General features: G+C 72.0%; 19 protein-coding genes, 1 tRNA gene and 2 pseudogenes. 9 read left to right on the top strand and 13 right to left on the bottom strand.

From position 1 onward, the window contains the following. Positions 1 to 6 precede the first annotated feature (6 nt). A complete protein-coding gene (locus tag ACIGO8_RS31420) occupies positions 7 to 1,047 on the top strand; it encodes a P1 family peptidase (RefSeq protein ID WP_399737735.1) in 1,041 nt (346 codons plus the stop codon). Between the two features lie 247 nt (positions 1,048 to 1,294). Continuing rightward, complete coding sequence (locus ACIGO8_RS31415; protein ID WP_399737733.1) at positions 1,295 to 2,074, top strand: DUF6227 family protein; 780 nt, start codon at positions 1,295 to 1,297, stop codon at positions 2,072 to 2,074. Positions 2,075 to 2,293: 219 nt separating this feature from the next. Here ACIGO8_RS31415 and ACIGO8_RS31410 read toward each other — a convergent pair whose 3' ends face one another. Beyond that, a complete protein-coding gene (locus ACIGO8_RS31410) occupies positions 2,294 to 3,841 on the bottom strand; it encodes an MFS transporter (RefSeq protein ID WP_399737731.1) in 1,548 nt (515 codons plus the stop codon). A gap of 62 nt (positions 3,842 to 3,903) precedes the next feature. Here ACIGO8_RS31410 and ACIGO8_RS31405 point away from each other — a divergent pair, with 62 nt between their 5' ends. Then, positions 3,904 to 4,860, top strand: a complete 957-nt coding sequence (locus ACIGO8_RS31405) for a helix-turn-helix transcriptional regulator (protein WP_399737730.1) — start codon at positions 3,904 to 3,906, stop codon at positions 4,858 to 4,860. Positions 4,861 to 5,050: 190 nt separating this feature from the next. Here the strand turns inward: ACIGO8_RS31405 and ACIGO8_RS31400 are convergent, their stop codons facing one another. Further along, positions 5,051 to 6,061: an RNA polymerase sigma factor RpoD/SigA gene (locus ACIGO8_RS31400; protein ID WP_399737728.1), complete on the bottom strand. Its 1,011-nt coding sequence runs from the start codon at positions 6,059 to 6,061 to the stop codon at positions 5,051 to 5,053. A gap of 154 nt (positions 6,062 to 6,215) precedes the next feature. Between ACIGO8_RS31400 and ACIGO8_RS31395 the strand changes: the two genes are divergently transcribed. Next, on the top strand, positions 6,216 to 6,674 hold the full coding sequence (locus tag ACIGO8_RS31395; RefSeq protein ID WP_399737726.1) for a GNAT family N-acetyltransferase: 459 nt from the start codon (positions 6,216 to 6,218) through the stop codon (positions 6,672 to 6,674). Here the strand turns inward: ACIGO8_RS31395 and ACIGO8_RS31390 are convergent. Then, positions 6,622 to 7,428: a dioxygenase gene (locus tag ACIGO8_RS31390; protein WP_399737724.1), complete on the bottom strand. Its 807-nt coding sequence runs from the start codon at positions 7,426 to 7,428 to the stop codon at positions 6,622 to 6,624. The genes ACIGO8_RS31395 and ACIGO8_RS31390 overlap by 53 nt on opposite strands. 102 nt (positions 7,429 to 7,530) lie before the next feature. On the opposite strand from ACIGO8_RS31390, the gene ACIGO8_RS31385 reads away from it, so the two are divergent. Beyond that, complete coding sequence (locus ACIGO8_RS31385) at positions 7,531 to 8,019, top strand: MarR family winged helix-turn-helix transcriptional regulator (RefSeq protein WP_399737722.1); 489 nt, start codon at positions 7,531 to 7,533, stop codon at positions 8,017 to 8,019. A 101-nt stretch (positions 8,020 to 8,120) separates the two neighbouring features. Here ACIGO8_RS31385 and ACIGO8_RS31380 read toward each other — a convergent pair whose 3' ends face one another. Continuing rightward, on the bottom strand, positions 8,121 to 9,647 hold the full coding sequence (locus ACIGO8_RS31380) for an MFS transporter (RefSeq protein ID WP_399737720.1): 1,527 nt from the start codon (positions 9,645 to 9,647) through the stop codon (positions 8,121 to 8,123). Between the two features lie 201 nt (positions 9,648 to 9,848). Then, positions 9,849 to 10,487: a TetR/AcrR family transcriptional regulator gene (locus tag ACIGO8_RS31375; RefSeq protein ID WP_399737764.1), complete on the bottom strand. Its 639-nt coding sequence runs from the start codon at positions 10,485 to 10,487 to the stop codon at positions 9,849 to 9,851. Positions 10,488 to 10,842: 355 nt separating this feature from the next. On the opposite strand from ACIGO8_RS31375, the gene ACIGO8_RS31370 reads away from it, so the two are divergent. Continuing rightward, entirely contained in the window at positions 10,843 to 12,117 is a 1,275-nt protein-coding gene (locus ACIGO8_RS31370) for a M6 family metalloprotease domain-containing protein (protein WP_399737718.1), read from the top strand. Between the two features lie 104 nt (positions 12,118 to 12,221). Here the strand turns inward: ACIGO8_RS31370 and ACIGO8_RS31365 are convergent, their stop codons facing one another. From ACIGO8_RS31365 to ACIGO8_RS31350, 4 genes are all read right to left on the bottom strand, one after another. Then, positions 12,222 to 14,066 (bottom strand): AMP-binding protein, encoded by a 1,845-nt coding sequence (locus ACIGO8_RS31365; RefSeq protein WP_399737716.1) that lies wholly within the window; start codon positions 14,064 to 14,066, stop codon positions 12,222 to 12,224. A 65-nt stretch (positions 14,067 to 14,131) separates the two neighbouring features. Continuing rightward, positions 14,132 to 14,890: a ScbR family autoregulator-binding transcription factor gene (locus ACIGO8_RS31360; protein ID WP_399737714.1), complete on the bottom strand. Its 759-nt coding sequence runs from the start codon at positions 14,888 to 14,890 to the stop codon at positions 14,132 to 14,134. A 58-nt stretch (positions 14,891 to 14,948) separates the two neighbouring features. Beyond that, positions 14,949 to 16,370: a cytochrome P450 gene (locus ACIGO8_RS31355; protein ID WP_399737712.1), complete on the bottom strand. Its 1,422-nt coding sequence runs from the start codon at positions 16,368 to 16,370 to the stop codon at positions 14,949 to 14,951. Positions 16,371 to 16,492: 122 nt separating this feature from the next. Beyond that, positions 16,493 to 17,179, bottom strand: a complete 687-nt coding sequence (locus ACIGO8_RS31350) for a ScbR family autoregulator-binding transcription factor (protein ID WP_399737710.1) — start codon at positions 17,177 to 17,179, stop codon at positions 16,493 to 16,495. Positions 17,180 to 17,475: 296 nt separating this feature from the next. On the opposite strand from ACIGO8_RS31350, the gene ACIGO8_RS31345 reads away from it, so the two are divergent. Next, positions 17,476 to 19,518, top strand: a complete 2,043-nt coding sequence (locus ACIGO8_RS31345) for an acyl-CoA dehydrogenase (protein WP_399737708.1) — start codon at positions 17,476 to 17,478, stop codon at positions 19,516 to 19,518. 43 nt (positions 19,519 to 19,561) lie between these two features. Further along, positions 19,562 to 19,634 (top strand) — tRNA-Arg (locus ACIGO8_RS31340). 79 nt (positions 19,635 to 19,713) lie between these two features. Here ACIGO8_RS31340 and ACIGO8_RS31335 read toward each other — a convergent pair. The 3 genes and pseudogenes from ACIGO8_RS31335 to ACIGO8_RS31325 form a co-directional block, all read right to left on the bottom strand. Next, a pseudogene (locus tag ACIGO8_RS31335) lies at positions 19,714 to 19,833 on the bottom strand (oxidoreductase); the annotation flags it as partial. Between the two features lie 125 nt (positions 19,834 to 19,958). After that, positions 19,959 to 20,963, bottom strand: coding sequence for an RNA polymerase sigma-70 factor (locus tag ACIGO8_RS31330; protein ID WP_399737706.1), 1,005 nt, complete (start codon positions 20,961 to 20,963; stop codon positions 19,959 to 19,961). A 71-nt stretch (positions 20,964 to 21,034) separates the two neighbouring features. Next, positions 21,035 to 22,213, bottom strand: a complete 1,179-nt coding sequence (locus tag ACIGO8_RS31325; protein ID WP_399737704.1) for an NAD(P)/FAD-dependent oxidoreductase — start codon at positions 22,211 to 22,213, stop codon at positions 21,035 to 21,037. A 316-nt stretch (positions 22,214 to 22,529) separates the two neighbouring features. Here ACIGO8_RS31325 and ACIGO8_RS31320 point away from each other — a divergent pair. Next, positions 22,530 to 23,345, top strand: a pseudogene (locus tag ACIGO8_RS31320) (IS5 family transposase). On the opposite strand, the gene ACIGO8_RS31315 reads toward ACIGO8_RS31320, so the two are convergent. Continuing rightward, positions 23,308 to 23,904: an SMI1/KNR4 family protein gene (locus ACIGO8_RS31315; RefSeq protein WP_399737702.1), complete on the bottom strand. Its 597-nt coding sequence runs from the start codon at positions 23,902 to 23,904 to the stop codon at positions 23,308 to 23,310. The pseudogene ACIGO8_RS31320 and the gene ACIGO8_RS31315 sit on opposite strands and share 38 nt — an antisense overlap. Positions 23,905 to 24,230 lie beyond the last annotated feature (326 nt).

Genomic DNA, 24,230 nt, shown 5'->3' with positions numbered 1-24,230 from the left:
AGGGCCATGACGCAGCAAGACGCACTGACCGACGTGGCCGGCCTCCGGGTCGGCCACGCGCGCGTGCCCGGGGACCGCGCGCTGTCCGGCACCACGGTCGTCCTCGCCCCGGAGGGCGGGGCGGTGGCCGCGGTGGACGTACGGGGCGGAGGGCCGGGCACGCGGGAGACGGACGCCCTGGACCCGCGCAACGTCGTCCAGCGGATCGACGCCGTGGTCCTGACCGGCGGCAGCGCGTACGGCCTGGACTCGGCCGCCGGAGTGATGGCCTGGCTGGAGGAGCGGCGGCGCGGGGTGCGGGTCGGGCCGGATCCGGCGCATGTGGTGCCGGTCGTGCCGGCCGCGTGCGTCTTCGACCTCGGCAGAGGCGGCGACTTCGCGGCCCGGCCGGACGCCGCGACGGGCCGGGCCGCGGTGGAGGCGGCGGCCGCGAGCGGGCTCCACGCGCGCGTGGAGACGGGCGCGGTCGGCGCGGGCACCGGGGCGGTCGTCGGCGGATTCAAGGGCGGCGTGGGAACGGCGAGCACCGTGCTGGAGTCGGGGATCACGGTCGGCGCGCTCGTCGTCGTCAACGCGGTCGGTTCGGCGGTCGATCCCGGGACCGGCGTCCTGTACGGGGCCCACTTCGGTGGCGGGCGGCCCGCCTATCCCGATCCGGCCGTGCACGAGAACGCGCAGCGGCGGCTGGCGCAGGCCCGGGCGACGTCCGTGCCTCCGCCGTTGAACACCACGCTCGCGGTGGTCGCCACGGACGCGGCGCTGACGCGCGCGCAGGCGCAGAAGCTCGCGGGCACGGCGCACGACGGCATCGCGCGCGCCGTCCGTCCGGTGCATCTCCTCAACGACGGCGACACGGTCTTCGCCCTCGCGACCGGGACACGCGAACTGCCGTCCGCGCCCGGTCCGCTCGCCCTCAACGAGGTCCTCGCGGCGGGCGCCGACACCGTCACCCGCGCCATCGTCCGGGCCGTGCTCGCGCCTCTGACCGGGACGTACGGGCCGGGCGGCGACTTCCCGGCGTACCGCGAGCTGTACGGCGAGGGGTAGCGGGAGCCGAACGGGGAGCCGTAGCGCGAACCGGGCTTGAAGGCCTCTCCGGACGCGGGAAGTCGTACGACGACTGGCCCACGGAACGGACTGCCGGTATACCAAAGGGAGTTGGCACAACTGCGCCGAGGCGCGGGAACTCGTCGTGCGCCCCCGTTCGTTTTCCCGAACGCCGGACACGATGTCAGACCCAGGGACTACGTTAAGCAAGCAGCAAGTGACATGCGGCGACGGCCTGGAGACCCTCTTGAACGATCCGCGGGATCATTCGCACGATCCGTACGAGACGACCGAGACCCACCTTGAGCGACTCCTCGGCCGGGCGCTCAACTCCTTCGACCTGCCCGACTCCACGATCGAGCGCCTGGAGTCGGCCCTCGCCCACTCCAGCACGCTCTACTCCTCGCACCACAGCGCGTCGCTGCACCGCACCACCTACCGCCACACCTATCTGCTGCCCGACGGCAGCGCCGTCAGCCTCTGGGAGCTGGTGCACAACTCCGGCCGGGACGGCGCCCGGCAGCACGAGCTGTACGTAGAGGAGGCCGAGGCCCGGCTCGCCGCCTCCCGGCTGCCGGCCGGCCCCTCGCTGGGCTGGACCACCGAGCGCGCCGACGGCACGCCGGCCGACGAGGACGACGACCTGGAGCTGATGAGCCGGCTCCTCGCCCGTCCGATACCGGCCCAGCCCCGTTCGTACGTGCCGGACAACTCCGCGGACCACGCCCGCCGGGTGCTGCGCCGCGCGGAGAACGCGAACCGGCCGGGCGAGGCGACCGCGCGTCGGCTGCGGCTGGCGTTCGCGCACCACATCACGCAGGCCTTCGGGCGGCACTGCCCCGTGGAGGGCGGCCGGGACGCCGGCTTCACCCTCTACGAGCACCAGTTCCTGCTGCTCGACGGCAGCGAGGTCAGCCTCTGGGAGGTCGAGCACACGGCGACGCCGGACGGCCGGCACATGTGCGAGGTGTACGAGGACGAGCGCGCCGCGCGCGAGGCGATGGAGTCCCGCTCCCGGGTCCGCTGACGCCACCGCGCACACCGCGCCGCACCGCGCGGACCACACCCCACCGCGCGGACTACACCCCACCGCGCCGACCACACTGCGCCGTCGCCCGGATCCTGGCGCACCGGGCCCGGCGGCCCGCCGCCCGGCGCCGCGCTCCGGGCGACCCGCCGCCCGGTACGGCGAAGGGCCTTCGGGACACGTGGACACGTCCCGAAGGCCCTCCGTCGAGAAACCGGGTCAGGAGGCCAGCACGGGCTCCTTCTCCACGGCGCCGGAGCCGTCCGCCGGCGGCTCCTCCTCGGCGCCGCCCTCCAGGTGCTGCTTCGGCTTCGCCGGCAGCGCGAACATCACCAGGAAGATGCCGGCGAGCACCGCCACCGTCCAGCCCAGCGAGTTCTGGAAGGCGTTCGTGAACGCCTCGCCCGTCTCCGCCGGAGCAGCGGCCAGCCGCTTCTCGTCGATCGACCCGAAGAACACCACCGACACCAGGCCGAGTCCGAGCGCGTTGCCCATCTGCCCCGTCGTGTTGATGAGGCCCGAGGCCGAGCCGGCGTGCTCGCGCGGCACCTCCGAGAGCACCGCGTCCGTCAGCGGCGCCACGATCAGGCCCATGCCCAGACCCATGACCACCAGCGGCGGGATCATCTGCCAGGAGTGAATGCCCGTGCCGTAGCGGCCCGCCTCGAAGAAGTAGAGGAGGATGCCCGCCGCCATCGTCAGCGCGCCCGCCTGCAGCACCTTGCGGCCGAAGCGCGGCACCAGCGCCTGCACCGACAGGCCCGCCGCCGTCGAGACGGCGATCGAGAACGGGACGCCCGTCAGACCGGCCTTCAGCGGGCTCCAGCCGAGCCCGATCTGCATGTAGAGCGTCCAGACCAGGAAGAAGATGCCCATCACGACACCGAAGGTGAGCTGCACCGCGATACCGGCCGCGAAGGACTTCACCTTGAACAGCGACAACTCGACCAGCGGCGAGCCGTCCTTCTTCGTCTTGTGCTTCTCGTACGCGACGAGGGCGGCGAACACGACGAGGCTGCCGGCCATCATCAGGTGGCCCCACAGCGGCCAGTCCAGCTCGCGGCCACGGGTCAGCGGATAGATCAGCATCAGCAGCGCGACCGTCACCAGGAGCACGCCCACCATGTCGAGGCGGAGCGCCTTCGGCGCCTTGGACTCGGTGATGAAGCGGCGGCCGAGGATCAGGGCGGCGACGCCGACCGGCAGGTTGATGAGGAAGATCGGCCGCCACTCGAGGCCGGCGATGTTCCACTGGGTCAGCAGCGCGCCGAGCAGCGGGCCGGACACCGCGCCGAGGCCGATGATCGCGCCGAACATGCCGAAGACCTTGCCGCGCTCGTGCGCCGGGAACGTCACGTGCACGATCGACAGCACCTGCGGCACCATCAGCGCCGCCGCCGCGCCCTGCAGGAGGCGGGAGCCGACCAGCATCTCCTGGTTGGCGGCGAGGCCGCACAGCGCGGAGGCGAGGGTGAAGCCGGCGGTTCCGGTGAGGAACAGGCGCTTGCGGCCGTAGATGTCGCCGAGCCGTCCGCCGGTGATCAGGCCGGCGGCGAACGCGAGCGCGTATCCGGCGGTGATCCACTGGATCGCGCCGAAGGAGGCGCCGAGGTCCCGCTCGATGCTGGGGATCGCGATGTTGACGATCGTGGCGTCGACCAGGTCCATGAAGGCGGCGGTCATGACGATGGCGAGGGCGATCCAGCGTCTGCTGTCCGCCCCGTCGGAGGCCGGGACCGGGGCGGGAGCGGCGTCGTGTGAACTCATGCGAGAAACATAGAAGTCATATAGGTCAGCTCATGTCCTACTTGAGCGCCATCCTGGAAAACATGACGGATACTCCGGCACGACTCCTCAACCTGCTGTCGCTCCTCCAGACCCCGCGCGAGTGGCCCGGCAGCGAGCTCGCCGAGCGGCTCGCGGTCTCGCCGCGCACCATCCGCCGGGACATCGACCGGCTGCGCGAGCTCGGCTATCCCGTCGAGGCGACCAAGGGCGCGGTGGGCGGATACCGCCTGGTCGCCGGGACGGCGATGCCGCCGCTGCTCCTCGACGACGAGGAGGCCGTGGCCATCGCGGTCGGGCTGCGGGCGGGCGCCGGGCACGCCATCGAGGGCGTAGAGGAGGCGTCCGTACGGGCTCTCGCCAAGCTGGAGCAGGTGCTGCCGTCACGGCTGCGGCACCGGGTGTCCACGCTCCAGAACGCGACCATCCCGCTGACCCGCGGGGACGGCGCCACGGTCGCGCCGCAGACGCTGACCGCGCTCGCGGCGGCGGTGACCGGGCAGGAGCGGCTGCGCTTCGGCTACCGCGCGGGCGACGGGGCCGAGTCGAAGCGGCTGGTCGAGCCGTACCGGCTGGTGTCGACGGGACGGCGCTGGTATCTCGTCGCGTACGACGTGGGGCGCGAGGACTGGCGCACCTTCCGGGTGGACCGGGTGAGCGACCCGTTCGCCACGGGAGTGCGCTTCGCTCCGCGCGAGCTGCCGACCGGCGACGCCGCCGCCTATCTGGCCCGCTCGATGGCGCGCGCCCAGCCCGAGGTCGACCTCGACGTCAGCTTCGACGCCCCGGCGGACTTCGTGGCGGCCCGCCTCCCGGCGCACCTCGTCCCGACGCCGCTCACGGACACCACCTGCCGGCTGCGCACCCGCACCGCCGACTCCACCGAATGGCTCGCCCTGCGCCTGGCCCTGGTGGACGCTCCCTTCACGATCCACGGGCCGGCGTCGCTGACGGCGTACGTGGAGGAGCTGGCGAGCCGGCTGGCGGCGGCGACCGCGTAGGCGGCCGCCGGAGCGCGGTGGTCCGGGGCCGGGCGGGTCCGCGGGGCCCCGGGGCCGGCCCTGGCCCGTGAGGCCCGGCCGGGAAGGGTCCGGCCGGGACCGTCGGGCCGCCGGGCGGCCTGGCCTCGGGCGCCTCAGGGACCGGGTCCGGCCGGGGCCGTCGGGCCCGGACTCGAGCGCCTCAGGGACGTCAGGCCACCGCGTCGAAGCCCGTGTCGCGGGCCATCTTCTTCAGTTCGAGCAGGGCGTGCTTCTCGATCTGGCGGATGCGCTCGCGCGTGAGGCCGTGCTCCTTGCCGACCTCGGTCAGGGTGCGCTCGCGGCCGTCCTCGATGCCGTACCGCATGCGGATGATGGACGCGGTGCGGTGGTCGAGCTTGTCGATCAGGTCGTCGAGCTCCTCGCTGCGCAGCAGGGTGAGGACCGACTGCTCCGGAGAGATGGCGGAGGTGTCCTCCAGCAGGTCGCCGAACTGCGTCTCGCCCTCGTCGTCCACCGACATGTTGAGCGAGACCGGGTCGCGCGCCCAGTCCAGGACGTCGATGACCCGCTCGGCCGTCGAGCCCAGCTCGGCCGCGATCTCCGCGGGCTCCGGCTCGCGGCCGTGCTCGCGGTTGAACTCGCGCTGCACCCGGCGGATCCGGCCCAGCTCCTCCACCAGGTGGACGGGCAGCCGGATCGTGCGGGACTGGTCGGCGATGGACCGGGTGATGGCCTGGCGGATCCACCACGTGGCGTACGTCGAGAACTTGAAGCCCTTCGCGTAGTCGAACTTCTCGACCGCGCGCACCAGGCCCGCGTTCCCCTCCTGGATCAGGTCGAGCAGGGGCAGCCCGCTGCGCGGATAGCGCCGGGCCACGGCGACGACGAGCCGCAGATTGGACTTGATGAAGAGGTCCTTGGCCCGCTCGCCGGCGGCGACCAGCGCTTCGAGCTCCTCGCGGGTGGCTCCGCCCGCGTCGCTCTCGACCTCACCTTCGAGGATCTCCCGGGCATAGACGCCGGCCTCGATGGTCTGCGAGAGCTCGACCTCCTTGGCGGCGTCGAGCAGGGGCGTGCGCGCGATCTCGTCGAGGTACATGCCGACCAGGTCGCGGTCGGCGATCTCCCCGCCCACGGCGCGAACGCTGCTTGCCCGGCTGTCTCCGCCCGCGGTGCTCGCGGCGGACGACTGACGACGGGCGACGGCACGGGTTGCCATGCGTGCTCCCTTGCTGAGTAGGTCGCGACACCCTTGCGGGTGCCCTGCATCCGACGGAAACAACGACTGGAATCAGGACAGAATTCCCACCCGCCGCCTCGATTTTCGCGATCATGCAGTATCCTGCGCGGCCGACGACGGGGAGGGCAGGCCGATGGGAACCGTCAACGTGCAGGTCAGGGCGGGCACGGAGGGTGATCTGGCGGCCCTGACGGAGCTCTGCAACCACTACGTCCGTGAGACGGCGATCACATTCGACACGGAGCCCTTCACCCCGGAGCAGCGGCTTCCCTGGCTCCGCTCCCACCCTGAAGACGGCTCCCACCGCCTTCTGGTTGCTCACGCGGCGAAGCCGGGCGGGCCGGCCACCCCGGGCCCCCCGCCCACCGTGGCCACGCCGGGCGCCACCACCGCCTCCGCCACGCTCCTCGGCTACGCGACGAGCAGCGCGTTCCGCCCGAAGGCCGCGTACGCCACGTCCGTGGAGGTCAGCGTGTACGTCTCGCCCGCCGCCGCCGGGCGCGGCATCGGCTCCCTGCTTTACGAGAGGCTGTTCGAGCTCAGCCGAACTGCACCGAGCGCTTCGCGAGCCCCATCCAGAAGCCGTCGATGACGCTCCGCTCCCGGTCCAGGTCCCCGGCCGCGTCCGCCGCGCCCATGGTGACGAAAAGTGGCGCGAAGTGTTCGGTGCGCGGATGGGCGAGGCGGCCGGCCGGCGACTTGTGCGTGAAGTCGAGCAGCGCGTCGACGTCGTGCGCGGCGAGCGCCTCGTGGCCCCAGGCGTCGAACTCGGCGGACCATCCCGGCACCCCGCCGCCGGGGTGCCGCAGGGCGGCCAGGTTGTGGGTGAAGAAACCGCTGCCGACGATCAGGACGCCCTCGTCGCGCAGCGGCGCGAGCCGGCGGCCGATGTCCATGAGCCGGCGCGGGTCGAGCGTCGGCATGGAGATCTGGAGCACCGGGATGTCGGCGCCGGGGAACATCTCGACGAGCGGCACGTACGCGCCGTGGTCGAGCCCGCGGTCGGGGATGACCTGGACGGGCGTGCCGGGGCCATGGAGCAGCTTGCGGACGGAGGCGGCGAGCCCGGGAGCGCCGGGCGCCGCGTACTGGACCCGGTAGTAGTGCTCGGGGAAGCCCCAGAAGTCGTAGACGAGCGGGACGGTCTCGGTGGCGCCGAGGGCGAGCGGGGCCTCCTCCCAGTGCGCGGAGATCATGAGGATCGCCTTGGGCCGGGGCAGGCCGGCGGACCAGGCGGCGAGCTCGCCGGGCCAGACCGGGTCGTCGGCGAGCGGCGGGGCGCCGTGGGAGAGGTAGAGGGCGGGCATCCGCGAGGGAGCCGGCGTCCGTTCGAGCGTGGCGTCCATGGCGTCCGCCTCCTTCTGCGAATCCTTGAACCTTCAAGCGTTCCTGGTACAGCTTAGCCCCGATCTAGTTCAACTTTCAAGGATTGGTCGTACCATGGACCCATGACCGAACCTCGCTGGCTCAGCGACGAGGAGCAGCGCACCTGGCGCGCCTACCTCCACGCCACCACCCTCCTGGAGGACCATCTCGACCGCCAGTTGCAGCGCGACGCCGGGATGCCCCACATCTATTACGGGCTGCTCGTCCAGCTCGCCCAGGCTCCGCGCCGCCGGATGCGCATGACGGAACTGGCGAAGGACGTCAAGATCACCCGCTCGCGGCTCTCGCACGCGATCGCCCGCCTGGAGAAGAGCGGCTGGGTGGCGCGCGAGGAGTGCCCCTCCGACAAGCGCGGGCAGTTCGCCACGCTCACGGACGAGGGTTACGAGGTGCTGCGCCGCACCGCGCCCGGCCACGTCGACGCCGTGCGGCAGGCGCTGTTCGACCGGCTCACGGCAGAGCAGGTCGAACAGCTCGGCGCGATCATGCGGACCGTCGCCGAGGGCCTCCAGCCCACGGACCCGAACGCGGACCTGCCCTGGCTCCGTTGAGGAACCAGGGCAGGCGGCCAGGGCAGGCGGCGCTGGAGGCGCGCCGGAGGTGGCGTAGCGGGACCCGCGGGGCGGGCCCTCGGATCAGTGGGCGATGACGATCAGTGGGCGATGACGGGGATCTTCACCTCGTCCTCGACATCCGCGTCCGCGGAGCCGGAGCCCGAGCCGGCCACCACGCCCGATCCCGGCTTGCCGGTGTTGATCAGCGTCAGCGCGAGGGCCGCGGAGACCGCCAGGATGCCGACCGCCCACCAGATGGCGGCCGAGTAGCCCTCGACCATGCCCTGGAGCTGGAGCAGCTTCTGCGCCGACGGCGTCGTCGCGCCGGCCACGTGGTCGGCGATGTACGCGGTGGTCGCCGAGGCGGCGATCGTGTTCAGCAGGGCCGTACCGATGGCGCCGCCGACCTGCTGCGAGGTGTTGACCATCGCGGAGGCCACACCGGCGTCGCGCGGGTCGACACCGTGCGTCGCCAGCGACATGGCCGGCATGAACGCCGTACCCATGCCGAGGCCGAGCAGCAGCTGCGCCGGCAGGATCAGACCGGCGTACGAGGAGCCGATCTCCAGCTGGGTCAGGAGCAGCATGCCGACACCGGCGGTCAGGAAGCCCGGACCCATGAGGAAGCGGGGCGGGACCCGGGTCATCAGCCGCGTACCGATCTGGGTGGAACCGGTGATCATGCCCGCGATCATCGGCAGGAACGCGAAGCCCGTCTTGACCGGCGAGTATCCCTTCACGACCTGGAGGTAGTAGGTCAGGAAGAGGAACAGACCGAACATCGCGATGACGGCGAGACCGAGCGACAGGTACACACCGCCGCGGTTGCGGTCGGTGACGACGCGCAGCGGCAGCAGCGGCGACTTCACCCGCGACTCGACCAGGGCGAAGGCGGCCAGCAGGACGACGGAGGCGGCGAACAGGCCGACGGTCGTGGCGTCCGACCAGCCGTCGGACTCGGCGCGCGTGAAGCCGTAGACGAGGGAGACCAGGCCCAGGGTGGACAGGACCACGCCCGGGATGTCGAGCGGCGAGCGGTTGCGGCCGCCGGCCGGCTCACGGATGACGAAGTAGGCACCGGCCGCCGCGACGATCGCGAACGGGATGTTGACGAAGAAGGTCCAGCGCCAGTTCAGGTACTCGGTGAGGAAGCCGCCGAGGATCAGGCCCACGGCGCCGCCGCCACCGGCGATCGCGCCGTAGATGCCGAAGGCCTTGGCGCGCTCCTTGGCGTCGGTGAACATCACCGCGAGGAGGGAGAGGGCGGCCGGGGCGAGCAGCGCGCCGAACGCGCCCTGCAGCGCACGGGCGCCGAGCATCATGGCCTCGCCGTTGGCGGCGCCGCCGAGCGCGGAGGCCGCGGCGAAGCCGATCAGACCGACCACGAAGGTGCGCTTACGGCCCCACAGGTCGGCGACCCGGCCGCCGAAGAGGAGCAGACCACCGAAGGCGAGCGCGTAGGCGGTGATGACCCACTGCCGGTTGCCGTCCGATATGCCGAGGTCCTGCTGGGCGGACGGCAGCGCGATGTTCACGATCGTCGCGTCGAGCACGACCATCAGCTGGGCGAGGGCGATGAAGACCAGGGCTTTCCAGCGACTGGGGTCGGGGAGGGTTTTTGACATGGGGGTGGCCACCTCTTGGCGCGAAGGGTGAAAAACGGACTTCTGTAAGGGCGTTGCGTGTAAGGGCGTTGCGGGAGGGTCGTGGGAGCCGCCGGGACCGGCGGCGCTGCGGCCTCGTCGGCTACGTAGCCGGTGGCAGGGTGTCGCGGGCCGGAGTTGCGAAGGCCGAGCTAACGAAGGTCGGAGTTACGAAGGTCGGGGTCACGAGGCGGAGCAGGCGGCGCTCCTCAGGTCGTCCAGGGTCGCGGCGGTACCGGTCAGCTCGGAGCGCGCGGGCGCCTCCAGGCCGTCCAGGAACACCTGCAGATGGCGGTGGACGAAGCGGTCCATGCTCCCGCAGCCCGTTCCGGGCAGCGGGCGGGTCAGCTGGGAGATCGCGACCATCAGGTCCCCGACACCGACGTCGGCGCGCATCCGGCCGGCGGCCTGCGCCCGGTCGACGAGGCCCTGCACGGCCTCCTCCAGTCGCCCGCGCTCGGCGTCGAGATCGGGGTGGTTCTTGTCGAAGCTGCCGTCGAGCATCGGGCACAGGGCTCCGACCCGCTCGTCGGCGGCGGCGTGGGTGAAGCGGCGGAGCGCGGCGAAGGTGTCGTCCTCCTGCTCGGCGGCCTCGACGGCCCGCTCGGTGACGCGGGCCATGAGGGAGACGACGACCTCGCGGACGAGGCCGGCGCGCTCGGGGAAGTTCCGGTAGAGCGTCGCGTTGCCGACTCCGGCGCGGCGCGCGATCTCGTCGAGCGGCACCTGGGCGCCGAACTCGACGAACATCTCGCGGGCCGCCGTCACGATCCGCTCGCGGTTGCGCAGCGCGTCCGCCCGGGGCCGCGGCACGCGCCGCACTCCGGACGCGGCCGGCGCGGCGGAACCGGCGGTCGCGGCCGGTGCGGCTGCCTCGGCCGGCGCGGCGGTCGCGCGGGGCGCGGCGTCGGCGGTCGCGCGGGTCGCGGCGTCGGCGGTCCTCGTGCTCACGGTCCCTCTCCCTGCCTCTGGACGTCATCCGGGGAATGAGTCCCCACTTCGTCGAACACAGGCGTAAACGGGGACTCGGTCCCCGGTTATTTCCCGCTTCAACTGTGACCTGGGTCACAGGTCGATACGGCTCTCCGGCATGCCCCGGTCGGGCGAACCCCGCGCGCGCGCCCTCCCTCCCCGGCCGAGGCTGATCGCAACGACCGCAGATCGGAGAGGCGACCGCATGCAGGACACCCGCCGGCGGATACGCAGACCCATCGCCCTGGCCTCGGCGGCGACGCTCGCGCTCGCCGCCCTGGCAACGGCCAGCACGACCCTGCCCGGCCCGGCTCCCGCCTCCGCGGGACCCGTGTCCACCGGCACCGGGGAAGCCGCGCTGGGACCGTGCCGGATCGCCACGACGATGGGTGTGCAGATGTCGGAGGGAGTTCCCACCGCTCCCGGTTACGTCCGCTCCACCGGGCGGATCAAGGCCCTCACCCTCATGATCGACTTCCCGGACGCGCCCGGGCAGGGCACGGCCATGAGCCGCTACCGCGAGTTCTTCCCGCAGACCGCCGACTGGTTCCGCGTCAGCTCCTACGGCCGCCTGCACTACCACCCCGACGCCCCGATACCCGACTGGCTGCGGATGCCCCGCCCCTTCACCGCGTACGGGCTCGAGCGCGGCTCGGCGTACGAACCGGGCTACCGCAAGCTCGTCGAGGACATGGTGAAGGCGGCCGACCAGCAGGTCGACTTCAGCACGTACGACCTGGTCAACGTCCTCGTCACACCGAACGCCGGCCCCTCCGCCCTCGACACCGTGCTGTCCGTGACCTTCTCCGGGAACGACGACGCCCCGTACGCCGACGGTGTGCCGCTCGCCAACACGTCCTTCGTCTACAGCCGCCAGGACGACGGCTCGGGGACGTACTCCGAGACCGGCTACCGGGTCCTGCCGCACGAGAACGGCCACGTCTTCGGCCTGCCCGACCTCTACACCGTCGACGGCGGCGGCACCGTCGGGCACTGGGACATCATGTCCGAGGACTGGGGCGCCAACAACGACCTGCTCGGCTGGCACAAGTGGAAGCTCGGCTGGCTCGACAACGAGCAGGTGGGCTGCGCCTCGCGGCCGGGCGACCACGAGTACACGCTCACGCCGCTCGCCGTCAGCGGCGGCCCCAAGCTCGCCTTCGTGCCGCTGTCCGGCACCTCCGGCTACGCGATCGAGGTGCGCACCCGCGAGGGCAACGACGAGGCGGTGTGCAAGCAGGGCGTCCTCGTCTACCGGGTCGACACGGACGTGGACACCGGGCACGGCCCCGTCACCGTGAGCGACAGCGACCGCGAGAGCGGCGGCTGCACCCGGCGCCCCAACGTCCACGCGGAGCTGTCGGACGCCCCGTACGGCCCGGGCGAGACCTTCACCGACCGGACGAACGGCGTGCGCGTCACCGTCCTCGCCGAGGACGAGGCGACGGGCGGCTACCGCGTGCGCGTGTCCCGCAGCTAGCGGCGCGGGGCTACCGCGTACGCATATCCGGCAGCCAGCGGGGCGGCTACCGCGTGCGCGTCCCGCACCTAGTAAGGCGGCTACCGCGTGCGCGTGTCCCGCGCCTAGCCGGGCGGTGCGAGCTGCGCGCGGAGCTCGCGCTTGAGGACCTTGCCCGTCGGGTTGCGGGGCAGTTCCCGCTCCCGTACGACGATGTGCGCGGGCACCTTGAACGCGGCCAGCCGCGCGGCGACGTGCGCCCGCAGCTCGTCCGGGCCCGTGCGGGCAGCCTCGGGCGCGCCGGCACCCTCGGGCACGCCCGCACCCTCGGGCGCGTCGGCCGGCGGGCGCGGGCGGAGGCGGACCACGGCGGCGACCTCCTCGCCGAGCGTGGGGTGCGGGACGCCGAGGACGGCGGCCTCCAGGACCTCCGGGTGGTCGTGGAGCACGGCCTCGACCTCCACGCAGTACACGTTCTCACCGCCCCGGATCACCATGTCCTTGATCCGGTCGACGACCGTGACCCGCCCGTCCCGCACATGGGCGAGGTCGCCGGTGCGGAACCAGCCGTCCGGTGTGAACGCGGCCCGCGTGGCCTCCTCGTCGCCCCAGTAGCCGCGTACCGTCGCCTGTCCGCGCAGCCACAGCTCGCCGACGCCGTAGGCGTCCGGCCGGTCGATCCGCACCTCGGTGGCCGGCGTGGGCCGGCCGACGCTCGTGGGATGGGCGCGGTACTCGGCCCCGAAGTTGGCGAGCACGCCGCCGCAGGTCTCGGTGAGGCCGTAACCGTTGCGCGGCTCGATCCGCTCCCCGTACGCGGCGGTGAGCCGTGCCGTGATCTCGGGCGGGGCCGCCGCTCCGCCGGTGTTGAGCTGGGTGAGCGAGGCCAGCGGGTCACCGGTGCGCTCGGCGAGGTCGAGCAGCTGGAGCGCGGTGGTGGGCACGCCGGCGTAGTGGGTGACGCGGTGGGTCCGGATCAGCTCCAGGGCCTTGGCCGCGTCCCACTTGCGCATGAGGACGAGCGAGCCGCCGGCCGCCATCACCGAGTAGAAGGAGGTGAAGGCGGCGACGTGGAAGAAGGGGAACGTGGTGAGCGAGACCGGCACCGGGCCGGCGCCGGGCCGCTCACCACGGGCGAGCGCGGCGGCCGCGGCGTAGTAGCGCGGGTTCATCGCCGCCCCGGCCTGGGCGAGGTGGGTGGCGACGGCGCCCTTGGGACGGCCGGTGGTGCCGGAGGTGTAGAGGATCGTCGCGTCGTGTTCGGGCAGCACCTCGACGTCGGGCGGCCCGAGGTACGGGTCGGTGTCGGGCACGTACGCCTCGAAGCCCTCGGGCAGCGGCCCGCCCGGCTCGCCGTGGAAGACGATGCCCGGCACGGGTACGTCGCGGTCGGCGCGGGCCCGGGCCCAGGCGGCGACGCGCGGCACGCGCTCGCCGTCCACCAGCAGGGCGCGCGGCGCGCAGTCGTCGAGGGCGTACGCGAACTCGTCCTCGGTCCACCAGGCGTTGAGCGGGACGGCGACGAGGCCGGCGAGCTGCGTGGCCCAGAAGGCGACCTGCCACTCGGGGTGGTTGCGCATCGCGACGACGGCGCGGTCGCCGGGGCGCAGTCCGTGGACGTCGACGAGGCGTCGGGCGAGACCGCAGGCGGCGTCGAAGAACGCGCGGTAGCCGATGACGCCGTGCTCGGAGATCAGGAACGGCCGGTCGCCGTAGGCCCAGGTGGCCTCGACGAACTCGCGCAGGGTGCGCGGGCCGCCGGCGTAGACGCCGTCGACGACGGCGAAGGGCGCGCCGGGCGCGGTGAGCAGCTCGACGTACGGCGGGTCGGCGACGGGCTGCGGGTCGACGTACGGCGGGTCGGCGGGCTGCGGGTCGACAGGCCGCGGGTCGGCGACGGGCTGCGGGTCCGGGTCGCTGCGGTGCGGGTCCTGCGGGTCGGTCCGGTGCGAGTCCTGCACGATGCTCATCTCCGGTGCTTTCTAAGCGCTTGCTCAGAGTCTGGGCCCGACGCTATGCCCGCCGAACCGCAGGGTCAAGACCGGACCTCGGCGGGCGCAGCGGGGCTGCCGTCGGCGAGCGCGCCCGGGCTGCCGTCGGTGGGGGCGGGAACTCCGTACGGCTCCGCCTCCGGGTCTCCCGACGCCACGAACAGCCCCACCCGCGCGGCCCCGACCACGCGCGGCAGCAGAAACGTCCAGAAGCGGGTGAGCGGGGCACGCTCCAGCCAGCGCGGATCCTGGTGGCCGAGCGCCTCGTGGCCGGCCGCGACGGCGACGACCGCCGCGGCCACGTCACCCGCGTCCACGTCGGGCGCGAGCGAACCCGCACGCTCGGCCCGCGCGACGACGGACTCGACCCACTCGCGCCACGTCCGCCGCAGGTCCTGACCGCGAGACGGGGACGGGGACAGGGACGGGGACGGGGACTGGGAGGGGGTCGGGACCTGGGTCCTCGTACGCTCCGGGGTGGCGCTCAGCTCGAAGCCGGCGCGCAGCACCGGATCGGCCCGCAGGCCCTGGACCAGCTCGTGACTGGCGTCGATCAGGGTCTGCAGCGGCAGCGCCTCGCGCTCCCGGGTGATCCGTACGAGCCGGTCACCGGCGGCCGCGACGACCGCGTCCGCCAGCGCGGCCTTGCTGGGGAAGTGGAAGTGAAGGGCTCCGCTGCTGACGCCCGCGCGGGCACTGATGGTCGCGAGCGAGGCGACCTCGAAGCCGTCACGGTCGAAGAGCTCGGCCGCCGACTCCACCAGGGCGTTGCGCGTTCGAATCGCCCGCTCCTGCTTGGCCAAGGGGCCTCCGTCACCGCGCCGTGCGTCCGTACCTTCCCCAGCACTGTAACAAACCGGATCAGCGGTTTTCAGAGCCCTGAAGAAGACCGGCCGGTTCGCGACGGGTGCGGACGGGCAGCGTCCCGTACCCGTTGAGAAGGAAGGTCGGCAGCGGCTCCAATTTCTCGACGGGCTCGGCCAGTTCGAGATCGGGGAAGCGTTCGAAGAGCGCGGCCAGCGCGATCGTCGCCTCCAGGGTGGCGAGCGGTGCGCCGAGGCAGCGGTGCACGCCGTGCCCGAATCCGAAGGTGTCGCGGCGGTCGGCGCGCAGCACGTCGAAGCGGGCGGCGTCGGCTCCGTGGCGCCGCGGATCGATGCCGCCCGCCGCGAAGTTGACGAGAATCGGCTCGCCCCGGGCGATCGTCACGCCGTCGAGTTCGATGTCCTCGACGGCGAAGCGCAGCGGCGAGTACGCGGCCGGGCCGTGGGTGCGCAGCGTCTCGGCGACGACGTCCTCCCAGCCGGCGCGGCCGGCGCGGACGTGGGCCAGCTGTTCGGGGTGGGCGAGCAGCGCGGCGGTGGCGTTGACGACGAGGGCCGCGGTGGTGTCCTGGCCGGCGGCGATCAACAGGAAGAGGGAGCCGAGGAGTTCGCTCTCGGTGAGGGCGTCGGCGCCGTCGCGGGCGGCGATGAGCGAGGACGTCAGGTCGTCGCCGGGCTGTGCGCGGCGGGCGGCGACGAGTGCGCCGAGCAGCCGGAAGGCGGTGCCGCGGGCGGCCTCCATGGTCTCGGCGGAGACGCTGGAGCTGAACACGGTGCGCAGGGCGGCGGTGAGTTCCTCGCGGTCGGCGCCTTCGGCGACGCCGAAGAGTTCGCAGATGACCTGGAGCGGCAGCGACTCGGCGTAGCCGGTGCGCAGGTCGGCCGCCTCGCCGGCGGCGAGCCGGACGGCGAGGCCGTCGAGGAGCGCGTGCGCGATCTCCTCGATACGGGGCCGGAGCGCGGCCGTACGGCGGGCGGTGAACGCGGCGGCGACCAGGCGGCGCAGGCGGGCGTGCTCGGCACCGTACGAGAAGAGCATGTTCTCGTTGGCGACCCAGGGATAGAGGGGCCACTCCGGCGTGATCCGGCCCTCGGCGAAGGCGGGCCAGTGGCGGCGGGCGTCCTTGGAGACGCGCGGGTCGAGCAGCAGCCGCTCGACCTGCTCCTGGCCGACGACGGCCCAGGCCCGTACGCCGCCGGGGAGTTCGACGGGGACGGCCGGCCCCTGCTCCCGGAGCACGGCGGCCTCGCCGGCGAGGTCGCGGCCGGTGACGTCGAGGACGTGGGGCGCCAGGGCTGAACGGAGGCCTTGGGGCGTCTGCTGGTCGGCGTGGTGGTGCGCCTGGTCGTGCGCCTGGGATGCCGGGGGCTCCTGCTGGTGCACCTGGTCGTGTGCCTGGTGGTGCGCCTGGGGATGCTGGGGCGCGTAGGGGCAGGAGGGGCGGTCCTTGGGATCCATGCTCGTACTCTCCGTCTCGGCTCGCGTTTCGGTTCGCGATGCGGCTGTGCGTTCCGTGCGTGCCCCCACCGCACACGCGACCGAGGAGAACGAGTCGTCCCCTCCCCTTTGCTGGTACTGCGTCAGATCATGCTCGGCGTCGCCGAATCACCGCTCTCGCGAGCCCGGAGCGCCTCCTGGTACGCCTGCTCCGCACGGGCCGGCGAGAAGTCGAGGCGGACCAGCACGCCGGGGACGGCGATGGCGCTCACGAGGGTCCGCATGAGGTCGGCGACCCGCTCCACCATGTCCGCGTGCCCGGTCATGATCTTGGACAGCACCTGGACTCCGGTGAAAGCGCCGGTGAACAGGGTGGCCGCGGAGGGGATGTCGACGTGCGGCAGCAGCTCGCCGGCCTCCTTGGCGAGGGTGAGGACGTCCACGTCGTGGTCGATCCAGCCCCGCATCGGGATCCGGCGGTCGAGGCCGTCGTGCGGTGAGCCCTGGTCCACGGTGAGGCGGATGCTGCCGCGCACCATGGGGTCCTTGACGTGCAGCAGATGGGCCAGGAGCAGCGCCTCGTCCGTCAGCTGCTGCAGGTGGAGCTCACGCGGCGGAACGGGCGGCAGCGCCGCGACCTGACCGGCGAGCACCTCCTGGGCGAGCTCCTCCTTGGAGGAGAAGTGGAAGTACAGGGCGCCCTTGGTCACGCCGCACTTCTTCAGCACCTCGGAGATCGTCGCCGCCTCGTAGCCGACCTCGTCGAAGAGTTCGGCCGCGGCGAGCACGATCTTCTGCCGTGTGCGGATGGCCCGTTCTTGTTGTGCCACTACATCCTCCGTACCTCACGGCCCGAAGGGTACCGAAAGGCTGGTATTCCAACGGTTCGCTTGGAGTGAGCCCGGTGGATGGGGTCAGGACGACCGGTCCGCACGAACTCCCGCCGGCAGTATCGTGAGGCCTCGGCAGGACCGGTTTCTTCATACGTCCACATTTCAAGAATAAAACCAGCCAACCGGTTTGACAAGGTCATTGAAACAAAACCGGTTGGTACATATCTTAATCTGGCCAGGTCAGACCAGTCCGACCTTCCCTACCGGGTCCACTCATTTCGGGGGACGAGCCGATGCTCCAGCACGCGGAGGCGCCACTCCGGCAAGGCGCCGCATCCGAGACCGCCGAGTCCGGCACCCTCGAGCCCGGCGCCACCCTCGAGTCCAGCGCCCTCGTGCCCGGCGCCACCGTCGGGCCGGCGGGCGCCACCCTGCAGGCGGGCGCCACGCTCCCGGCGGGCGCCACGCTCCCGGCGGGCGCCACCAGGACCGCCGAGGCGGCCGAGGTGGCCGAGGCGGCCGGGGCCTCCGACCCCGGCACCGTCGAGGACCTGGCCCACCTCCTCTTCGACGAGGAGCGCCGCGAACGCGTCCACGGCGAGTGGCGCCGGCTGATCTCCGGCGCGGCCTTCGCCCACCGGCCCGGCCTCACTCCCGCCGAACGCACCGCCCTGTCGTACGAGCGGCTGCGCCTGGTCAACGACGCCGTGACCGGCGCCGGAGCGGCCGGCGCGGGCGCCGAGGTCGAGGCGCTCGCCTACGACGCGCGCCGGCTGGCCGCCCTGCACGAGTGGACCGGCTTCGTCGACGGCGGCCTGTGCACCCTGGCGAGCATCCACTACAACCTCTTCCTCGGCAGCCTCCTGGACCACGACGGCTACCGGCGCGACCTCTCCGCGTACACCGCCATGGAGCACACCGGCACCTTCCTGTGCACCGAACTCGCCCACGGCAACGACGTCACCTCGCTGGAGACCGTCGCCGTCCTCGACCGCGAGACCGGCGGCTTCGTGCTGCACACGCCCCACCCCGGGGCGCGGAAGTTCATGCCCAACACCAGCCTCATCGGCGGCCCGAAGACCGCCGTCGTCGCCGCCCGCCTCCTCATCGACGGCGAGGACCAGGGCGTCTTCCTCTTCCTCACACCGCTCAGCGACGCCGAGGGGCATCTGCCCGGCATACAAGTTGGCGCTCTGCCCGACCGCACCGGGACGCCTGTCGACCACTGCCTCACCGCCTTCGACCACGTACGACTGCCCCGCGAGGCCATGCTGGAAGCCGCGCACGGCCGCCTCGACAAGGACGGGCAGCTGCGCAGCACCCTCGGCAACCGGCGCAAGAGGTTCCTGCGCTCGGTCGGCCGGGTCACCATGGGCAAACTCTGCATGAGCGCCGGCACCCTCGGCATGGCCCGGGCGGCGCTCGCCGTCGCCGTCCGCTACGCCCACCACCGCCAGGTCGGCGCACCCAGGGCCGGCGAACGGATGCCGCTCACCGCCCACCGCAGCCACCACGGACGCCTGCTCCGCTCCGTCGCCACCGCGTACGCGATGACCTTCCTGCACCGCTCGGTCCTCGACCGGTGGGACGCCCACGACCCCACCGACCCGGCGCAGCGCGAGGAGACCGAACGCCTCATCGCCGTCGCAAAGGGATGGATCACCTGGCAGGCCCGCGACATCACCATCGAGGCCCGCGAACGCTGCGGCGCGCAGGGCCTCTTCCCCGCGAACGGCCTCTCCGAGCTTCCGCTCAACGTCGAGGGCGGCATCACGGCCGAGGGCGACAACCTGGTCATCTGGGCCAAGGCCGCCGCCGAACTGATCTTCGCCGGCGAAGCCGGGCCCTCCTCCGCCCCGCGCGGCGAGCTCACCGACCTCACCTTCCTGCGCGACCTGCACGCCTGCGTCGAACGCGTCTGGCAGACCCGCGCCCGCGCCGCCCTGCGCGGCGGCCCCTCCGGGGACCCCGTCGGCCGCTGGAACGAGACCTCCGGCGCCGCCCTCGAAATGGTCGCCGCCCACGCCCGCCTCCGCGCCGCCGACGCCCTCCTCACCGCGGTCGCCCGCGCCACCACCCCGCGCGCCCGCCACCTCCTGGAGGAGCTGACCCGCCTCTTCCTCCTCCACGAGCTCCGCCCCCACACCGGCGACCTCCTCGCCGCGGGCCACCTCACCCCGGCCCACGTGGAGTCCCTCCACCCCACCACCGAGTCCACGATCGCGTCCCTGGCCCCGCACCTGCTGCCCCTGGTGACCGCCTTCGACCTCCCGCCCGCCTACCTCTCCACCACCCCGATCGCCAACCCCGACTACCTCCACCGCTTCGACGCCTGACTCTCCCCCGCCCCTTCCCCTCCACCCGCTACACTGGCGGCGCGCCTTCGTAGCTCAGGGGATAGAGCACCGCTCTCCTAAAGCGGGTGTCGCAGGTTCGAATCCTGCCGGGGGCACAAGGTCAGAGGCCCTTCGCCTCCGGATTTTCGGAGCTGAAGGGCCTTTGACATCGACAGCTGACATCAACGGCAGCGGTCAGGGGCGGCCGGGACACCCGTTGAGTAGCCGGTCCATGTAGCTGATGGCCTCGCGTTGCGTGTCCTGGACGACGTGCGTGTACACGTCCATCGTGATGCTGATCTGGCTGTGCACAAGGCGAGCCGACCGTGAATGCCCGGATCGAGTGCTCCCTAGATGGCGTGTCCCGGTGCATCGCCATGGACGCCAAGGTCCACCCGGTCAACGGGGGCCGGAAGCGCCCGTATGTGATGGCCTCGGGGCTATTCGGCTCCGTCGAGAGCGCCGTCGACGTCGCAGGCGACGGTTTGTGGCGCCCCTGAATGACGTGCCGCGACCTGAGGCCCTGCCGGAACGGCTCCAGGCTTGAACGCTTTAGGGAGCGCCAGGCTGTTGTCAGGGGTCAGCCCGCCGAGCTTGTCGGGGTTGACCTGGAAGCGCAGGTTGTGGATGCGGCCGTCACCGATGTCGAAAGAGAGGGCGCCTACGGTGTGCCCGCCGAGGGTGGCCAGGATGCCGAGTTCGCCGTTGATGACGGCCGGCTCCATGGTCAGGTCGGCCAGTTCGGGCTTGGCCAGGAAGCCCAGGAGCCAGCGCGCGACATGGTCGATGCCGTGGAGCGGCCGACGGGCCGCGGTGACCTTGCCGCCGCCGTCGGACCAGGCGGTCACGTCGGGGGCAAGCAGTTCCATCATGGCGTTCAGGTCGCCGCCCGCGCAGGCATCCAGGAACTGGGTGGTGATCTGCCGGCGTCGGTCGGGGTCGGCGTCGAAGCGGGGGCGGCGGGCCTGGACATGGGCGCGGGCACGGTGGGCGATCTGCCGGACCGTCGGCTCCGGGCGCTCGAGGGTCTCGGCGATCTCGCTGTGCGAGTAGCCGAAGACCTCGCGGAGCAGGAAGACGGCGCGTTCCACAGGGCTGAGGGTTTCCAGCACGACCAGCATGGCCGTGGAGACGGAGTCGGCCAATTCGGCCTCCGAGGCGATGTCCGGGGACGTCAGCAGGGGTTCGGGGAGCCACGGGCCGACGTAGGTCTCGCGGGTGGCCCGCGCGGAGGTGAGGCGGTTCAGGGCGAGGTTGGTGACCGTGCGCACCAGGTAGGCCTTGGGGTGGCTGATCGTGTCGCGGTCCGTGGTGCTCCACTTCAGCCAGGCATCCTGCAGGACATCCTCCGCCTCGGTGACGCTGCCCAGCATCCGGTACGCGGTGGCGAACAGCAGTCTGCGGTGTGCGAGGTACGGGTCCTGCCCGGCGCCGGTGTCGATCACCGGCTCATGCTGCCAGCGCCGCGAACCGGACGGCAAGGCGGGGATCACGGCGCCGGGAGCGGGCGTGCCGGTCACGCCGCGGGCCTGCGGGTGGCGCGGCCGCCCTTGGAGACGATCGTGCTGACGTTCATGCGCTTGCTGAACCGGTACGTCATGAGGGGGCTGCCGCTGACCATCTCCTTGTACACGACCGCACCGCGGCCGGTGAGGCACTGGCGGCGGGGAGTGAAGTCGGTCCTGGTGAACTGGATGACGGCGTCGCGGCGGCCGAGGCTGACCGGCTGGTGGTAGTAGCCGAAGCGGAACGGCTTGACGGCCTTGCCGCGTACCAGCCGCGCGACGGTGTCGGCGGTGTACTGGGCGGTTGGCAGACCGCTTTGGCAGGAGCCGTGGAGCTGTCCCCAGGCCATGCGGACGGCGGCGGCGTCACCAATGGCGTGGATCTCCGGGTGGGACACCGAGCGCAGCGTGGCGTCGACCAGGATCAGACCGCGGTCGTCGGTGGCGATACCGGCATCAGCGGCGAGCGGCGACACCTTGACGCCGGCGGTCCACAGGCAGGCGTCGGAGCGGACGATTCGGCCGTCAGCCAGCTCGACGCCTTCGGGCATCACCATGGTGACGCGGGCGCCGGTCTCCAGGGTGATGCCGAGGCGGTCCAGCGCGCGGTGGAGGTGGGCGCGGGCCTTGGCGCCCATCATGCCGCCGGGCTCGTCCGGGCTGATCAGTGTGACGCGCAGACCGGGGCGGCTCTCGGCGATCTCGGTGGCCGCCTCGATGCCGGTCAGGCCGGCGCCGCAGACGGTGACCGTGCCGCCGGCCGCGGCGACCTCGGTAAGCCGCGCGGCGAACCGGCCGGCGATCTCCGGGCTGTTGAGGGTGAACGCATGGACGTCGGCGCCGGGGACCTTTCCGGTGTCGGTCGAACTGCCCAGCGCGTAGACGAGCGTGTCGTAACCGAGGGACGTGGCGCCGTCGACGGTGATGCGCCGGGTCTCGGGATCGATGGCGGTGGCGGTGCCCTGGACGAACGTGACGCCGGTACCGGCGAGCAGGTCGGGGATCTGGTGGTCGGCCAGCTGCTGCCCGGCGGCGATCTGGTGCATCCGCAGGCGCTCGACAAACCGGCTCGAAGGGTTGACCAGGGTGATCTTCACACCGGTCCGGCGGGTGCGGTGGGCCAGCCGGATAGCGCTGAACATACCCGTGTAGCCGGCGCCGAGAACGACGACGTGGTGGCCGTTGGTCATCTCAATCTCCCAGGGTCGGGCACCGGCTTCGGCGCCGGTGACGCCCATGGGACAAGCAACCCTCGCCGGACGTGACAGCCCTTTGATGTGACCCGCATCACGCTGGGCGTCGTCGTTGGTGTGCCGGGAAGACGCACCACGTGCCTGGCTGTATCGGGCCTGGGCCGAGGCGGAGCAGGACGCCGAAGGCAACGGCTTCCGCCGTCGCCACGGCTCCACACGAGAGCCGCAAGCAGCGGCCCGCCCCCACCTCCGGCACCCCGACCGAACTCCTAAGACGTCGTTTCTAATGGCGTGATCGTTCGTTCAGCAGTGCATGACTGATCTCGTTGAGCGGCTGGTGCCGGACGAGTTGTGGCTGCTGTTCAGGCGGGTGGTGGCACCACGTGGTGATACGCCCGCAGGTCGGGGGCCGACGCCGAGCCGACGACCGTGAAGCCTTGGCCGCGATCATCTTCGTGGCGACCTCGGGCTGCACGTGGCGGCAGCTCCCCACCGGTGTTCGGCCCGAGCTGGCAGACGGTCTACCGCAGGTTTGCCAGTGGAGCAGGGACAGGGTCTGGGCCAGGCTGCACCGCGTGATCCTCGATGAACTCGGAGCGCGAGGTGAGGTGGACTGGTCCCGGTGCGCGATCGATTCCGTCAGTGTGCGGGCCGCAAAGGGGGGCCGCTGACGGGACCGAATCCGACCGACCGCGGCGAGCTGGGATCAAAGATCCACCTGATCACCGACAGGAACGGACTGCCGTTGTCCCTGGGCATCTCCGGTGCGAACATGCATGACAGTCAGGGTCTGGAGCTTCTCGTGTGCGGCATCCCGCCCCTCAGGTCACGCCGCGGACCTCGGCGCCGACGGCCGGCGAAACTGCACGCCGACAAGGGCTACGACTACGACCACCTGCGACGATGACTCCGTCGGCGGGGCATCCGCCACCGCATCGCCCGCAAAGGCGTCGAGTCCTCGCAACGACTTGGACGCCATCGCTGGGTAGTCGAGAGAACCGTGTCGTGGCTGGCCGGCTGCCGAAGGCTCCACCGCCGCTACGAACGCAGGGCCGAACACTTCCTTGCCTTCGTCGGCATAGCCGCGGTCCTCATCGGCTTTCGGCGTCTCGGTCGAATGACCAAGTGACCTCTGCACGGACCGAAGGGAGTCCCCAAAGCTCCACAGCCTCCGTGACCAGGTCGGCGAGGAACTGAACCATGCCTCCGGTGTAGTGCCACCATCCACCGTTGCGTGAGGCGACGGTGACCGCCCAGTCCCCGGGTCCGGTCGGGCTCGTAGTCCAAAGGAAGAGGTCGCCCTGAAGCGAGGTCGCCCAGGGAAACAGACCGCCTGGTGAGGGATACGGGTACACCGGGACGGCGAGGTCCCCTTCCTCGCACCACTCGGCGACGATCTCCAGATCGTCGCGAACGCCTTGCACCCAAGCCTCCTCCTGGCCGGGGATCGGTGCGACCACGCGGATGAAGTCGCCCAGGTCGAGCGTCGGATAGAGGCTGCACAGCAACTTAAAGTCTGCTGGGACGGCCGTGCCCAGTTCAGTCTCCACCACGCTCCAGTCCACGTTGGCCGACGTAGGCAGCCGATGCGCAGCAAGGCCGGGCACGGCCCGTTCCAGATAGGCAACCGCCTCAATGGCTTCGGTCAGTCGGAGTTGCGGGGCCTGAGTCCCGATGAGGTCGTCCACCCACTCAGACTCTCAGACCAACCGCGCGCGACGCTCCACGGTCCCAGGAGCCAAAAGAGACAACCTCTAAGCGGGTGTCGCAGGTTCGAATCCTGCCGGGGGCACTACACGCGCGGCTCTGACCTGGGATTTCCTCCCAAGGGAGGCGCCTACTCGGCCTCGGACGTCTCGTCCAGGGCCGTTTGCGTGCGCGCTGCGTGAGCGGAAGGGGCCGGTAGTGCCCGAAATATTCCCAAACGATCAGCACCATTCCGCACGGCGCGAGGGGCGCGCGCACGCGATACGAGGCAGGCCGCAGCCTCGGCTATCGCAAGATCCGCCTCGGG

This window comes from Streptomyces sp. NPDC053493 (genome assembly GCF_044544825.1).
GTDB lineage: Bacteria > Actinomycetota > Actinomycetes > Streptomycetales > Streptomycetaceae > Streptomyces.
This window is presented reverse-complemented; position numbering and strand designations above follow the sequence as displayed.

Bases quoted from the DNA above. Each gene is read 5' to 3' on its own strand.
- ACIGO8_RS31385 (WP_399737722.1), top strand. From the start codon at position 7,531: ATGACCGAACCTCGCTGGCTCAGCGACGAGGAGCAGCGCACCTGGCGC.
- ACIGO8_RS31345 (WP_399737708.1), top strand. From the start codon at position 17,476: ATGCTCCAGCACGCGGAGGCGCCACTCCGGCAAGGCGCCGCATCCGAG.
- ACIGO8_RS31355 (WP_399737712.1), bottom strand. From the start codon at position 16,370: ATGGATCCCAAGGACCGCCCCTCCTGCCCCTACGCGCCCCAGCATCCC.
- ACIGO8_RS31365 (WP_399737716.1), bottom strand. From the start codon at position 14,066: ATGAGCATCGTGCAGGACTCGCACCGGACCGACCCGCAGGACCCGCAC.
- ACIGO8_RS31390 (WP_399737724.1), bottom strand. From the start codon at position 7,428: ATGGACGCCACGCTCGAACGGACGCCGGCTCCCTCGCGGATGCCCGCC.
- ACIGO8_RS31400 (WP_399737728.1), bottom strand. From the start codon at position 6,061: ATGGCAACCCGTGCCGTCGCCCGTCGTCAGTCGTCCGCCGCGAGCACC.
- ACIGO8_RS31370 (WP_399737718.1), top strand. From the start codon at position 10,843: ATGCAGGACACCCGCCGGCGGATACGCAGACCCATCGCCCTGGCCTCG.
- ACIGO8_RS31395 (WP_399737726.1), top strand. From the start codon at position 6,216: ATGGGAACCGTCAACGTGCAGGTCAGGGCGGGCACGGAGGGTGATCTG.
- ACIGO8_RS31325 (WP_399737704.1), bottom strand. From the start codon at position 22,213: ATGACCAACGGCCACCACGTCGTCGTTCTCGGCGCCGGCTACACGGGT.
- ACIGO8_RS31410 (WP_399737731.1), bottom strand. From the start codon at position 3,841: ATGAGTTCACACGACGCCGCTCCCGCCCCGGTCCCGGCCTCCGACGGG.
- ACIGO8_RS31405 (WP_399737730.1), top strand. From the start codon at position 3,904: ATGACGGATACTCCGGCACGACTCCTCAACCTGCTGTCGCTCCTCCAG.
- ACIGO8_RS31380 (WP_399737720.1), bottom strand. From the start codon at position 9,647: ATGTCAAAAACCCTCCCCGACCCCAGTCGCTGGAAAGCCCTGGTCTTC.
- ACIGO8_RS31420 (WP_399737735.1), top strand. From the start codon at position 7: ATGACGCAGCAAGACGCACTGACCGACGTGGCCGGCCTCCGGGTCGGC.